At 61.1% G+C, this 13,853-nt stretch carries 13 protein-coding genes; 8 read left to right on the forward strand and 5 right to left on the reverse strand.

Annotation, left to right across the window (positions count from 1 at the left end; translation table 11 throughout):
* Positions 1–43 precede the first annotated feature (43 nt).
* The 4 genes from dnaA to mutM form a co-directional block, all read right to left on the reverse strand.
* Entirely contained in the window at positions 44–1,594 is a 1,551-nt protein-coding gene (gene dnaA, locus SJY08_RS16630) for a chromosomal replication initiator protein DnaA (RefSeq protein ID WP_300889859.1), read from the reverse strand.
* Positions 1,595–2,407: 813 nt separating this feature from the next.
* On the reverse strand, positions 2,408–2,674 hold the full coding sequence (gene rpsT / locus SJY08_RS16635; RefSeq protein WP_006724980.1) for a 30S ribosomal protein S20: 267 nt from the start codon (positions 2,672–2,674) through the stop codon (positions 2,408–2,410).
* Between the two features lie 189 nt (positions 2,675–2,863).
* Positions 2,864–3,637 (reverse strand): enoyl-CoA hydratase, encoded by a 774-nt coding sequence (locus SJY08_RS16640; RefSeq protein WP_054151201.1) that lies wholly within the window; start codon positions 3,635–3,637, stop codon positions 2,864–2,866.
* A 27-nt stretch (positions 3,638–3,664) separates the two neighbouring features.
* On the reverse strand, positions 3,665–4,555 hold the full coding sequence (gene mutM, locus SJY08_RS16645) for a bifunctional DNA-formamidopyrimidine glycosylase/DNA-(apurinic or apyrimidinic site) lyase (protein ID WP_054151202.1): 891 nt from the start codon (positions 4,553–4,555) through the stop codon (positions 3,665–3,667).
* Between the two features lie 137 nt (positions 4,556–4,692).
* On the opposite strand from mutM, the gene ubiE reads away from it, so the two are divergent.
* The 7 genes from ubiE to SJY08_RS16680 all read left to right on the forward strand — a co-directional run bounded on the left by ubiE (position 4,693) and on the right by SJY08_RS16680 (position 11,796).
* Positions 4,693–5,469: a bifunctional demethylmenaquinone methyltransferase/2-methoxy-6-polyprenyl-1,4-benzoquinol methylase UbiE gene (gene ubiE, locus SJY08_RS16650; RefSeq protein WP_054151203.1), complete on the forward strand. Its 777-nt coding sequence runs from the start codon at positions 4,693–4,695 to the stop codon at positions 5,467–5,469.
* 5 nt (positions 5,470–5,474) lie between these two features.
* On the forward strand, positions 5,475–7,049 hold the full coding sequence (gene ubiB / locus SJY08_RS16655) for a 2-polyprenylphenol 6-hydroxylase (protein ID WP_153763511.1): 1,575 nt from the start codon (positions 5,475–5,477) through the stop codon (positions 7,047–7,049).
* Between the two features lie 110 nt (positions 7,050–7,159).
* Entirely contained in the window at positions 7,160–8,647 is a 1,488-nt protein-coding gene (locus SJY08_RS16660; RefSeq protein WP_377276984.1) for a CHASE3 domain-containing protein, read from the forward strand.
* A gap of 2 nt (positions 8,648–8,649) precedes the next feature.
* On the forward strand, positions 8,650–9,087 hold the full coding sequence (locus SJY08_RS16665) for a response regulator (RefSeq protein WP_054151206.1): 438 nt from the start codon (positions 8,650–8,652) through the stop codon (positions 9,085–9,087).
* Positions 9,088–9,100: 13 nt separating this feature from the next.
* Positions 9,101–10,141: a sensor histidine kinase gene (locus tag SJY08_RS16670; RefSeq protein WP_377276986.1), complete on the forward strand. Its 1,041-nt coding sequence runs from the start codon at positions 9,101–9,103 to the stop codon at positions 10,139–10,141.
* A gap of 90 nt (positions 10,142–10,231) precedes the next feature.
* Positions 10,232–11,446: a bifunctional phosphopantothenoylcysteine decarboxylase/phosphopantothenate--cysteine ligase CoaBC gene (gene coaBC, locus SJY08_RS16675; protein WP_377276988.1), complete on the forward strand. Its 1,215-nt coding sequence runs from the start codon at positions 10,232–10,234 to the stop codon at positions 11,444–11,446.
* Complete coding sequence (locus SJY08_RS16680; RefSeq protein WP_377276990.1) at positions 11,443–11,796, forward strand: MmcQ/YjbR family DNA-binding protein; 354 nt, start codon at positions 11,443–11,445, stop codon at positions 11,794–11,796. The genes coaBC and SJY08_RS16680 overlap by 4 nt, the downstream gene beginning before the upstream one ends.
* A gap of 8 nt (positions 11,797–11,804) precedes the next feature.
* Here the strand turns inward: SJY08_RS16680 and SJY08_RS16685 are convergent, their stop codons facing one another.
* A complete protein-coding gene (locus SJY08_RS16685; protein WP_054151210.1) occupies positions 11,805–12,632 on the reverse strand; it encodes a class II glutamine amidotransferase in 828 nt (275 codons plus the stop codon).
* Positions 12,633–12,874: 242 nt separating this feature from the next.
* Here SJY08_RS16685 and SJY08_RS16690 point away from each other — a divergent pair, with 242 nt between their 5' ends.
* Positions 12,875–13,786: a pirin family protein gene (locus SJY08_RS16690; protein ID WP_377276993.1), complete on the forward strand. Its 912-nt coding sequence runs from the start codon at positions 12,875–12,877 to the stop codon at positions 13,784–13,786.
* The last annotated feature ends 67 nt before the right edge of the window (positions 13,787–13,853 follow it).

Here is a 13,853-nt window from a genome sequence, read left to right on the forward strand (position 1 = left end):
GCATCATCGGCGGGCCTTTCTATTCGGTTCGTCAGGAACTCGCTTACTCGTTTATCAGACGGCGCAGAAGTTCGATTTCCTGCGACAGCTTCTGGTCTGCCGAGATCAGCTCTTCGATCTTGCGGACGGCATGCAGTACGGTCGTGTGGTCACGTCCACCGAAGCGACGACCGATCTCCGGGAAGGAGCGCGGGGTGAGCGTCTTCGACAGATACATGGCAATCTGGCGCGGCTTGACGATCACGCGGGTGCGGCGGTTCGATACAAGTTCCTGGCGCGAGACGTTGTAATGACGGGCCACGACGCGCTGGATGTCCTCGATGCGCACGCGCTTCTGATCACCGGCGCCGACGAGGTGAGCGAGCAGTTCGTCAACGCGCTCGATCGACAGGTTCGGCTCGAAGGAGCGGCGGAAGAGCAACTGGTTGAAGGCGCCTTCCAGATCGCGGCCGCTGCTGGTGATGTTGCGGGCCACATGCTCCAGGATCTCGGCGGGGATGTCGATCGACGGGTCGTCCTTGCGGGCGACGTCGAGGCGCGACTTCATCATGTCGAGGCGCATGTCGTAATCGGGCGCTTCCATCTCGATGGCGACGCCACCCTGGAGGCGCGAACGAACGCGCGGATCGAGCGATTCCAGTTCCCAGGGCGCACGGTCGGCGGCGACGACGACCTGCTTGGCGCTGTCGAGCAGCATGTTCAAGAGATGGCAGAACTCATGCTGGATCATCTTACCCTGCAGGAACTGCATGTCGTCGATGATCAGAAGGTCGATATTGCGCAGCGAGTCCTTCAGCGTCAGGGCATCATTGTCGCGGATCGCGGTTGCGAAACGCCACATGAAGTATTCTGCCGTGAGATAGACGACGCGCGGCTGCCGCGGGCTCTGGATTGCGGCATTGGCGATGGCCTGCAACAGGTGCGTCTTGCCGAGGCCGACGGACGAATGGATGAAGAGCGGGTTGAAGCGCACGGCGCCGGCGCCGGCTTCAGCGATCGTCTTGGCAGCTGCGAGCGCCACGCGGTTCGAGGACCCTTCCACGAAACCATCGAAGGTATAGCGGCTGTCGAGTGGCGAGCCGAACAGCGGACCTGCCTGTGTGGTACGGGCGTTCGACGGTGCCTGGGTCTGGGCCGAGGCGATCTGGCCTACGGTCTGCGGTCCGGTCTTGCGCGGCGAAGCCGGCTGGCTGACGTCCGATCCGACCGAACGCTCCTCGACGACAGGACCACGGGTGCTGCGGCTAGCGCTGCGCACCATGATTTCGACCTTCAGGATCGACGGATCTTCAGCCTGGAAGATCGACGTGATCAGGTCGAGGTAACGGTTGTTGATCCACGACTTCAGAAATGTCGTCGGTACGGTCAGGCGCACCACGCTTTTCGATGCTGAGTGCAGCTTCAGACGCCCAAACCAGCTCTGGTATACGTCCACACCCACCTGAGCCTTGAGCCGCTTGCTGAAACGATCAAACAGAGCATCATGCTTCATCTCGGCATTGTCTCCTGCCCCTTCGGAGCATGCGGCGCCGAGCGCCGAATGTGCATTGTCCCCGTTCGCCAACGCACCGGCCGTCATAGAGTTCATATGCATTTTGCCGCCTTCCAAATTCATTCCAGGTGCCGGGCGTATCCATTTGCGCCCGACAGCCGCTTCATCTCTAATCGATCCCTTGAGGGATCGATGGTCCCCGAACACTTCGCGCCGACTTCAGCCAAAAGTCAGCTCAACGCGCCATCGCCCCCTCACGACAATGGCAGTGCTCATACGTGCGGCATCCTCGTCATCCCGCACATCCTTGTCCTTGTCGTGGCCATCAGCCACCATCAAGGCGCAAAACCGCCATCACGCGGAAACAGCTAAGTTTCCGATGCAACGTCGATCACTTTATGAGAAAACGGAATGGAAACACTCCGTCCCGGCAAGAGCGACCTGTCACGATGACATTGCTGTCGTCCGGACCGTCGTTTTCGGCCATTGGCTGGCCTCTTGCTGAGAAACATTAAGGCAGGATCAAAAGCCAAGATCAACACCGATTTTTAGGCTATCGGGCGCCTGGACCATTGACTCTTCGTACTTCATTTTCGCGTCACATTCGGGCGAAAAAGAATCGCTTTTGAATCAAGGAGATTCCCAAACAGACACAAGACAGGGCGCTGGCAATGCGAAAAAATAAAATTTCTCTTGACTCATGAGGGGGCCAATCTGCCCCAGCGTGAAGGCAGCCCGCCCACAAGCACCTCCCAGAACCATATGAAATCATTGCGTTTTTCATGTCATCAGACTGACAATATGCAGTGCAGCAGAAAACTCTAAAACAACAATTTTCGATAACCGCGAGCAACAACGACAAAAAGCCCGGCGCAGCGCCAGGCTCTTCGAAAAATGTCAGAAAGGTGTCTAAAATTAGACAGCCAGGGCCTTCACACGAGCGGCCAGACGCGAGATCTTCCGCGATGCGGTGTTGGCGTGAACCACACCCTTGGTGGCAGCGCGCTGGATCTCAGGCTGAGCAGCCTGCAGGGCGTCCTTGGCAACAGCTGCGTCGCCGGAAGCGATGGCTTCTTCGACCTTGCGGATGAAACCACGGACCCGCGAACGACGAGCCTTGTTGACTGCAGTACGGGCAGCGATCTTGCGGGTCGCCTTCTTCGCCGAAGTTGTGTTGGCCATGATGCCTCTCTCGAATTCAAACCAAAGCCCACCATTGCCGCGTCGGGTCGTTGCGACCTGCCATACCAGCACTTGGGGGGCTGTTTCATGGGAAAAGCGCATCGGCTTTCCCAACCGTGGGCGGGCATATAGCGGGAAAGCGCGAATGCGTCAACGCGGATTCTGCAGATAACGCGCCTTCCCTTGCGCTTATCTATGCTTGAAGGCGGGCTTCCGCTTCTCAACGAAGGCCGCCATGCCCTCCTTCTGGTCTTCCGTCGCAAACAGCGAATGAAACAGCCGGCGTTCGAAGCGCAAGCCTTCGCCCAGGGTCTGCTCGAAGGCGCGGTTCACGGCCTCCTTCGCCATCATCACTGAAGGCAGCGAGAAGGAGGCAATCTTGGCTGCCGCTTCCAGCGCCTCGTCCAGCAGGCGCTCGGGCTCGACGACGCGCGCCACCAGGCCGGCACTTTCCGCTTCCGCGGCATCCATCATGCGGCCGGTCAGACAAAGATCCATGGCCTTGGCCTTGCCGACGGCGCGGGTCAAGCGCTGGGAGCCGCCCATGCCGGGAATGATGCCAAGGGTGATCTCGGGCTGGCCGAACTTTGCGGTCTTCGAGGCGATGATGAAGTCGCACATCATGGCGAGCTCACAGCCGCCACCGAGTGCAAAACCGGAGACGGCGGCGATGAAGGGCTTGCGGAAGCCGGCGATGTGATCCCATCCGCCGATGAAGTCACCGGTATAGGTGTCGACGAAACCAAGCGACTGCATTTCCTTGATGTCAGCACCGGCAGCGAAGGCCTTTTCCGAGCCCGTGAGCACCACAGCACCGACAGTCGCGTCGGCCTGCAGCTCGGCGAGAAGCTGGCTTAGCTCGCGCATGACCGTCGAGTTCAGGGCATTCAGCGCCTGGGGCCGGTTGAGCGTCACCAGCGCAACACGGTCGCGCCGTTCGATCAGCAGGGTTTCAAATGACATGGCTTCCTCCTCCACGACCCGAAGGCCTCATTTCTGGCAGGTGCGACAATAGAATGTCGAGCGGCCGGATTGAACTATCCTTTCGACGGTACCCCTGCAACCATTCGTGAGGCAGGGCTCGCCCTCCCGATCATAGGCGCGGAAGGAATGCTGGAAGTACCCCAAGGTGCCATCCGCCTGGATATGGTCGCGCAGCGACGAACCACCTGCCTCGATCGCATCGGCAATGACCTCGCGGATCGATTGGGTGAGCAGCTCAAGTTCCGCCTTCGGTTTTCCCTTCGCCGTGACCAGGGTGGAAACCTTGCGGGTCGGCGACAGATGCGAGCGCCAGAGCGCTTCACAGACATAGATGTTGCCGAGGCCGGCAATTACCTTCTGATCGAGCAGAGCCCCCTTCAGCGGCTGGCTGCGGCCTGCAAAACGGGTCGCCAGATAGTCCGGGGAGAGGATATTGCCGACCGGCTCGGGGCCGAGATCGCGAAATGCCGGATAGGTATCGAGTTCAGAACGCGCCATCAGCTCCATGAAGCCGAACCGACGCGGGTCATTATAGACGACGCGGACAGGGCCCTCCGGACGCTGCAGATGAAAGACGACGTGGTCGTGCTTCTCATCCTTGCTGCGCTCGTGGTGGAAGACGCCGGGGATGTTTGCCTCGGCTGCCGCTTCGATACGGAACGAGCCGGACATGCCGAGATGCGCGATGACGGTCAGATCCTCCTCAAGGTCGACGAGCAGGTATTTCGCCCGACGGGACAGCGCGAGAATACGCCGACCTTCGACCCTTGCGGCAAAATCGCGCGGGAGAGGAAAGCGCAGATCCGGTCTGCGCAGCTCCAGGCGCTGCAGATTGGCGCCTTCCATGGCGGGCGCAAGGCCGCGTCTGACTGTCTCAACCTCTGGCAATTCCGGCATTTCCGCCCATCTTTCTGTTTGAACCGCTTCTTTAAAGGTCTATAGACCAGCGAAGCCAAGGCTTCTCCCACGCAGATAGCGCGAGACAGGCCTTTTCGCTATGGTCCGCCGACCGTTCCGATATGTGGAGTGAACCGATGACTGCAAGCCGCATTTCCGCCGATGGCGGCATGGAAACCTCCTACGGGTTCCGCCAGGTCGACGAGCAGGAAAAGCAGGACCTGGTCAACGATGTCTTCCACAAGGTGGCCAAGCGCTACGACATCATGAACGACGTCATGTCAGCCGGCCTCCACCGTGTCTGGAAGGATGCGATGGTGGCGGCTCTCAATCCGCGCAAGGATCAGAACTATAAGGTGCTCGACGTCGCCGGCGGCACGGGCGACATCGCCTTCCGTATCGTCGAGGCCTCCAACCGAATGGCGCATGCGACCGTGCTCGACATCAACGGCTCCATGCTCGGCGTGGGTGCCGAGCGGGCGGAGAAGAAGGGGCTTTCCCCCAACCTCACCTTTGTCGAGGCAAATGCGGAAAGCCTGCCCTTCGAGGACAACAGCTTCGACGCCTATACGATCGCGTTCGGCATCCGCAATGTGCCGCATATCGATGTGGCGTTGTCGGAGGCCTTCCGCGTTCTGAAGCGCGGCGGACGTCTGCTCGTGCTGGAGTTTTCCGAGGTGGAACTGCCGCTGCTCGACAAGGTCTATGATGCCTGGTCGTTCAATGCGATCCCGCGCTTCGGCAAAATGATCACCGGCGATGCCGAACCCTATCAGTATCTCGTCGAGTCGATCCGCAAATTCCCCAATCAGCCGGATTTTGCCCGGATGATCGAGCGCGCCGGTTTCTCCAACGTCCGCTTCACCAATTACACCGGCGGCATCGCGGCGCTCCATTCCGGCTGGAAGATCTGAGGCGCATGAGCACGATCGGGGCATATTTCCGCCTGGCGCGGGTTGGGTGGGTGCTGGTGCGCGAAGGGGTGGTCGCGGCCCTGCCGTCCGAAGGACTTCCGCCGCTCGTCGGGATCGCCAAGGCGGCCGTCGCGCCGCTCGCGCGTGGCCGCGCGAAATCGGTCGAGCGGTCGGATCGTCTCGCCAGGGCCGTTGCACGCCTCGGCCCGTCCTATGTGAAGATCGGCCAGTTTCTCGCCACCCGTCCGGATGTCGTCGGCGCTGAATTTGCAGAGGATCTCGCCGGGCTGCAGGACCGGATGGATTTCTTCCCGACGCAAGCCTCGAAGACGACCATTCAGGAATCGCTCGGCCGCTCCATCGAAGAGCTCTACACGCATTTCGGTGAACCGATCGCCGCCGCCTCGATCGCCCAGGTGCATCCGGCCCAGGTCGCAACGCCAGAGGGCTCGCGGAAGGTTGCCGTCAAGGTGATCCGTCCGGGCGTGCGCAAGCGGTTTGCGGCCGATCTTGAGGCCATGTATCTCGTCTCGCATCTCCAGGAACGTTTCCTGCCGCATACGCGGCGCCTGCGGCCCGTCGAGGTGACGAAGACGCTGGAGCAGACCACCAAGGTCGAGATGGATCTGCGCCTTGAGGCTGCGGCCCTGTCCGAGATTGCGGAAAACACCAAGGACGACCCGGGCTTTCGCGTGCCCGAAGTCGACTGGGAGCGCACGGGCCGCGACGTCGTCACCATGGAATGGATCGATGGCGTCAAGATGTCCGATGTCGAGGGCTTGAGGGCCGCCGGTCATGACCTCAACGCGCTCGCCGACACGCTGATCCAGTCCTTCCTACGCCATACGTTGCGCGACGGCTTCTTCCATGCCGACATGCATCCGGGCAATCTCTTCGTCGATCCCGCCGGCATGATCGTCGCCGTCGACATGGGCATTGCCGGACGACTTGGCAAAAAGGAACGCCGCTTCCTCGCCGAGATCCTCTACGGCTTCATCACGCGCGACTACATGCGCGTGGCAGAAGTGCATTTCGAAGCCGGCTACGTTCCGTCGCACCACAACGTCGCGAGCTTCGCCCAGGCGATCCGCGCCATCGGAGAGCCGATCCACGGGCAGCCGGCCGAGACCATCTCGATGGGTAAGCTGCTGACGCTATTGTTCGAAGTCACCGAGATCTTCGACATGCAGACACGCCCTGAACTGGTGATGCTGCAAAAGACCATGGTCGTCGTCGAGGGCGTCTCGCGCATTCTCAATCCGCGCTTCAACATGTGGAAAGCCGCAGAGCCGGTCGTCTCAAATTGGATCCGCGACAATCTGGGTCCGAAGCGGATTGCGACCGATCTCAAGGACGGCGCCAAGGCAGCACTCAGGCTGGCCGAAGCTCTGCCAGAAATCGCCAGCAAGACCGAGAAGCTTCATGGCGAGATCGTGCGGATGAGCGAGGAAGGTCTGCGTTTCGATGCGGACACGGCCGAGCGCATCGGACGGGCAGAAGCGCGACATACACGGTCTGGTCGGATCGCGCTCTGGGTGATCGCGGTCGCAGCTGTGGTGACCGCCTTCCAGGTGTCCTGACGGCAACCACGGACGAAAATAAATCGCGAGTCCGCGATTTTTTGATGGAACAAACATATCGATCGTGCGTTGCAACCACCTAACGCGCTTTATGTTCCGTCAGGAGTGACATGTCTGCCACCCAAACCGGCTTCGTTCGGTCCACGCTGCTCTTTCTCCTGATTGGCACCGCAATCCTCATCGGCATTATCGTCGCGACCTTTGGTCTTGTCGAGCGCACCCAGGCGACCTTCGAATATATCCTGCAGGAGCGTAACATCCGGCGCATGGCCGCCGACCTCATGCAGAAGCTGACCGACGCCGAGACCGGCCAACGTGGTTTTGTTATCACGCAGGACGAGCTATTTCTTGAACCTTACGAGTCCGCCGTCGGCGCGATCCGGGAAGAGGTCGACCGACTGGCGACAGCGGTTGCCGATCGCCCGGTCAAGGCAGCCCAGATGGACCGGTTGCGCGACCGGATCCGGGGAAAGCTCGCCGAGATGGGGCAGGCCATCAATCTCATGCGCAGCGGCGAGCAGGCTCAGGCCGTCGAATTGATCCAGAGCGATGTTGGTCGTGAGCTTATGGACGACATCCGCTCCATGCTCGATCAGTTCAAGGAACTTTCGGACGCGAATGTCGACCGGGGAACCGAGGCGCAGATCAGTGCGACCCAGCAGCTTCAGTGGATCACGGTCGGCGGCGGCATCGCCATCATAGCCGTGATGGGTGGTGCGATCCTGGTCGTCGCCCAGCATGTGCGTGCACTTGCGGCTTCCAGGCGCGAGGTGGAAGTGTTGAACCAGGGTCTGGAAGCCCGCGTTGCGGAACGCACCGAGGACCTGATGCAGGCAAACCAGGAGATCCAGCGCTTCGCCTATATCGTCACCCATGACCTGAGGGCACCGCTCGTGAACATCATGGGCTTTACCGCAGAGCTCGACGCCTCGCTGAAATCCTTGCAGGCCTATGTCCTGAACGACGGCAAGCCGGTGTCCGAAGAGGAGATCCGCGAGGCCAGACTGGCTGCGTCGGAAGACCTGCCCGAAGCCATCGGCTTCATTCGCTCGTCGACCAAGAAGATGGACGGACTGATCAACGCGATCCTGAAGATCTCGCGCGACGGGCGACGCCAGCTGAAGCCCGAAATCGTCGAACTGCAGCCCCTGCTGGAGACCATCACCAACAGCGTCTATCACCAGATCAGCGAAAGCGACGGCAGCATCGATATCGACATCAAGGCCACCCGCCTGAACACCGATCGATTGTCGGTCGAACAAATTCTTGGTAACCTTTTCGATAATGCTATCAAATACAAGCATCCCCAACGGCCCCTGACGCTCGCCGTCCGAACCGCGCCCGAAGGGCGTCACATGGTAAGGATCGAGGTGCAGGACAACGGCCGTGGCGTTGCAGAGCAGGACCACGAACGCATTTTCGAACTTTTCCGCCGCGCCGGTCAGCAGGACCAATCGGGTGAAGGCATCGGCCTTGCCCATGTCCGCTCACTGGCACGGAACCTTGGGGGGGAGATCACCGTTCAATCCCGTTTAGGAGAAGGGTCAACCTTCGTACTGCGACTGCCATCTGATCTGTCACGCTTGGTACGGAGTTGATAATGAAAGCCGTGGGTAAAGAAGTCACCATTGTCATGGTCGAAGACGACGAGGGTCACGCCCGTCTGATCGAAAAGAACGTGCGTCGGGCCGGCGTCAACAACGAGATCGTGCCCTTCACCAACGGCACCGAAGCGCTGGACTATGTGCTGGGCAAGGATCGTAGCGGCAAGATTTCAGAAGACCGCTACCTGTTGATCCTGCTCGACCTCAATCTGCCCGACATGTCGGGCACCGATATTCTCGACCAGATTAAATCCAATCCGCACACGCGACGGCTCCCGGTCGTCATCCTCACGACGACGGATGACGAACGCGAAATCCAGCGCTGCTACGATCTCGGGGCCAATGTCTATATTACCAAACCTGTCGATTACGACAATTTCGCCAACGCCATTCGCCAGCTCGGACTGTTCTTCTCCGTCATGCAAATCCCCTGATGGCGGGCAGGCGATGAGCTTCAGCGTTCTCTACATCGATGACGATGCTGCCATTGCCCGGCTGGTCCAGAGGCATATGGGACGGCTTGGTCATGAGGTGTCGCATGCCGAGAACGCCGAAGACGCGCTTGAACTCCTGAAGACGGCCGCATTCGACGTCGTCGTGCTCGATCATTACCTGCGCCAGACGACCGGCCACGACGTGCTCGGCCGCATGCGCGATGCCGAGATCGATGTGCCGGTGGTCTATGTCACCGGGTCCAACGAGGCGCAGGTCGCGATTGAGGCGATCAAGGCGGGTGCTGCGGACTACGTGATCAAGACAGTCAGCGACGACTTCCTGTCACTCTTGTCGAGCGCGATCGAGCAGACGGTCGCCAACGCCCAGCTGCGTGCAGCGAAGGCCCGCGCCGATGAAGAGATCAGGCTTGGTAAGGAACGTGCCGAGGCGCTGCTGGCCGAGGTCAACCATCGCGTCGCAAACTCGCTGGCGCTGGTCGCCAGCCTGCTCAGGCTGCAGATCTCGGCGGCCCGCAGCGATGAAGTGAAGGCGGAACTGGCTGAAACCCAGGCCCGCATCACGGCAATCGCCGGCATGCACCGCAGTCTCTACACCTCCGACGACGTCAGCCGGGTGGAGCTTGATCGTTACCTCAACCGTCTCACCGTTGAGCTCTACAATTCCCTGCACAGCGCCGAAAAGCCGGTGCGCCTGCTGCTCGATGCGGATCCTATTTCGCTCAGCGCCGACAAGGCGGTTTCGGTCGGCATGATCGTCACCGAACTCGTGACCAACGCCTTCAAATACGCCTATGCGACCGGCCAGCCGGGTGACATCAGGGTGCATCTGAAAACGATGGGCAACGGCGAGGCGCTGCTCCGGGTCGAGGACGACGGGGTCGGCATTGATCCCCAGTGCGCGCCGAAGGGAACCGGTCTCGGGAGCCGGATCGTCAAATCCATGGCCTCGACGCTGGGAGACGGTCTGCGTTATCTCGAAGGCACGCCTGGCACCGTGGCGGAAGTTCCGCTCAAGCTCGACAGCGGGGCTTGAGCCACGCCGTTTACCACTCCGGCGTCCAGTGATTTGCCAGCGACCCGATTTGCGTTAGGGTCGCGCCGCAGAGATTAAGGGTGCTTCTTCATGAGCTTGGCCGGAAAGCGCATTTTGCTTGTTATCGCGGGTGGCATAGCCGCCTACAAGAGCCTCGACCTCATCAGGAGGCTCAGGGAGCGCGGTGCGAGCGTGCGGCCCATCATGACGCGTGGGGCACAGGAATTCGTGACGCCGCTCGCCGTCGGTGCGCTGTCGGCCTCCCATGTCTATACCGAACTCTTCTCCCGCGAGGACGAGCAGGATGTCGGTCATATCCGGCTTGCGCGCGAATGCGATCTCGTGCTTGTCGCACCCGCGACCGCCGACCTGATGGCGAAGATGGCGAACGGGCTTGCGGATGATCTTGCATCCACAGTGCTGCTTGCGACCGACCGTCCTGTGCTGATTGCGCCTGCCATGAACCCGAAGATGTGGGCGCATCCGGCAACACAGCGGAACTACGCCACACTGCAACGTGACGGCATCAAGGCCATCGGCCCGATGGAAGGCGAGATGGCGGAAAGCGGCGAGCGCGGGCGCGGTCGTATGGCCGAGCCGATCGACATCGCGGACCGTGTCGAAGACCTGCTCTCGGGTCCGAAACCGCTTGCGGGCATGACAGCCGTCGTGACCTCGGGCCCGACGCATGAACCGATCGATCCCGTGCGCTACATCGCCAATCGCTCCTCGGGCAAGCAGGGCCACGCGATTGCGGCAGCCCTTGCCCGCCTGGGCGCCGAGGTTACCCTGGTCTCCGGCCCCGTGACCATTGCCGATCCCGTGGGCGTTCGCACCCAGCATGTGGAGCGGGCCGAGGAGATGCGCGATGCCGTGCTCTCGGCGCTTCCGGCCGACATCGCGGTCATGGTTGCCGCCGTCGCCGACTGGCGTGTTGCGTCCTCGGCGGAGCAGAAGATCAAGAAGCAGCCCGGCGAGGCGCCGCCGCCGCTCGAACTCACGGAAAACCCTGACATCCTCAAGACCGTCGGCCATCATCCTCAGCGCCCACGGCTCGTTGTCGGCTTTGCCGCAGAGACCCAGAATGTCGAGGAAAACGGCCGCTCCAAGCTTGAGCGCAAGGGCGCCGACCTGATCGTCGCCAATGATGTCTCGCCCGAGACCGGCATCATGGGGGGCGATCGCAACCGGGTGAAGCTGATTTCCCGCGACGGGGTCGAGGCCTGGCCGGACCTTTCCAAGGACGAAGTGGCGGAACGGCTGGCACTCTGGATCGCGACCCAGATCGGCGGGACCGGCGCATGAGCCTTTTTACGCAATCCGGCTTCGACGCCTTTGTCCAAGGTTTCGCCGGCACCACGCAAGTCGACCAATGGGACAGCCGTGTCGCCAAGGTCGGAGACAAGGTCTTTGCGCTGCTCACCAACAGTGAAAGCCGGTTGACGTTCAAGGTCAGCGAAGAAAGCTTCGAGATCCTGACATCGCTCAGAGGCGTGTCGCAGGCGCCCTATTTCGCCAAGCGCAAATGGGTCAGCGTCGAACCGGACAGCGAGCTCGGCGAAGCCGACCTTATGGAATATCTCACCCGCTCCTATCGCACGGTCAGTGCGTCGCTGACCCGCAAGCTGCGCGCCGAACTCGGCATCGTCGAGTAAAGCTGTGATCAGACCGCAGCCATCGCCGGCTGACGGATCTGCTCGACCCGTGTGCGCTCGACGTCAGGCTTGAACTCGGCGGCATCCAGACCGTTTTCGCTGAGGATCACGGCACTGCCTGCGGGAATTTCCACCCAGGTATCCGTCTCGTCGTTCAGCGGCTCCGACACGAGACAGAAGCTGCCCTTCGGCCCCATGGGCGCTGCAAACAACGTTGGAGCATATTCGTCCGTCGAGTAGCGCACGGCATAGAGCGTCTTGCCATCGGAAAAGGCAGCCGTCATGCGGATGCGGGCGGTGCCGGTCAGATGCAAGCTGATCTGCTCGACGAAGCCGACGGCCTCGCTCATGGCCGCGATAGGGCGCTCACGCAATCCGAACTGAAGGGCCAGCAGGAAGAGCAGTTCGCTGTCGGTCGTGCCAACACGGGCATGGAAATGCTCATCGTCCAGCATGCCTTCCATCGGCCGGCGGATGCGATCGAAATTGTCGATCTGGCCGTTGTGCATGAAGGACCAGTTCCCCTGGACGAAGGGATGGCAGTTGTCGCGGCGGGTGGCGCCATGGGTTGCAGCGCGGACATGCGCGAGAAACAGCGGCGAGCGAATCTGGCTTGCGAGGCTCTTCAGATTGCAGTCGGACCAGGCCGGCAGCACATCCCGGAAGCGGCCCGGCTCGGGGCGGTCACCATACCAGGCGAGACCGAAGCCATCGCCGTTGGTGGCGGTCTTGGCGCGGGTTGCGCAATGCGATTGCTCGATAAGGGAATGCGCAGGCGAGGTCACCAGCTCCTCGAGGAAGATCGGAACACCACGGTAAGCTGCCCAACGACACATATGAATTCTGCCCCAGGTCCATCGACCGACTGCAAATCTTCGGTAGTCTTCGCCCGATAGACTAATGATTTGCAAACATCGCATCCTTCATGACAAAATTTTGTCGGGCAGTGCAACATTCTTCCTGCTGTCGACTGGCACAAAAGTGAACACTGCGTTCTGCCCGGCAGGCCTGCGTGCCATGGTTCTCTCGCCTATATTGCTTCCCAAGCAACGAGCCCGTTCCCCGAGGAGGTCCGCCAATGTCCATTCGCCCTGTCAAGCATGAGAGCCGCGCCACGCCGACCATGGAAGGCGCCGGCGTCAAGCTGCACCGCGTCTTCGGCTTCGGCGATCCCTCGATGACCGACCCCTTCCTGATGATGGACGACTTCCGCAACGACGAGCCGATGGACTACCTCCGCGGGTTCCCTTGGCATCCGCATCGCGGCATCGAGACGATCACCTATGTGCTGGCCGGCACCGTCGAGCATGGCGACAGCCTGGGCAATCAGGGCATGCTAGGCGCGGGCGACCTGCAATGGATGACCGCCGGCAGCGGCATCCTGCATCAGGAAATGCCGAAGGGCGATTTCGCCGGCCGCATGCACGGCTTCCAGCTCTGGGCCAACCTGCCCTCGTCGCTGAAGATGACCAAGCCGCGCTATCAGGACATCAAATCACCTGAGATCCCTGTGGTCATCGATGATGACGGCACGTCGGTTCGCGTCATCTGTGGCGACTTCTGGGGCAAGAGCGGCCCGGTAGACGGCATCGCCGCTGAACCCGTCTATCTCGACATCTCCGTGCCGCCGGGCAAGCGCAAGACCTTCCCGGTCGACACCTATCGCTCGGCATTCGCCTATATTTTTGCAGGCTCCGGCTCGTTCCGGGATGCGTCGAAGCCCTTCGGCGTCAAGGTCGAGAAGGAATACATGGGCGAGGAGCTGAATATCCGCGACCTCTCCGGCAACCGGACGCTTGTCGTTTTCGACACCGGCGACGAGATCACCGTTCAGGCCGGCGAACAGGGCATCCGCTTCCTGCTGGTCACAGGCAAGCCGATCAAGGAGCCGGTCGCCTGGCATGGTCCGATCGTCATGAACACGCGGGAAGAACTTATGCAGGCGATGAAGGAGCTGCAGAACGGAACCTTTATCAAGGCCGATCATTAACCCCACGCAGTCAAGTTCACTTCCACCCGGCGTCTCCAGCGCCGGGTTTTCTTTTTTGTCTGCATAC

This window comes from Rhizobium sp. R86522 (genome assembly GCF_042466255.1).
GTDB lineage: Bacteria > Pseudomonadota > Alphaproteobacteria > Rhizobiales > Rhizobiaceae > Allorhizobium.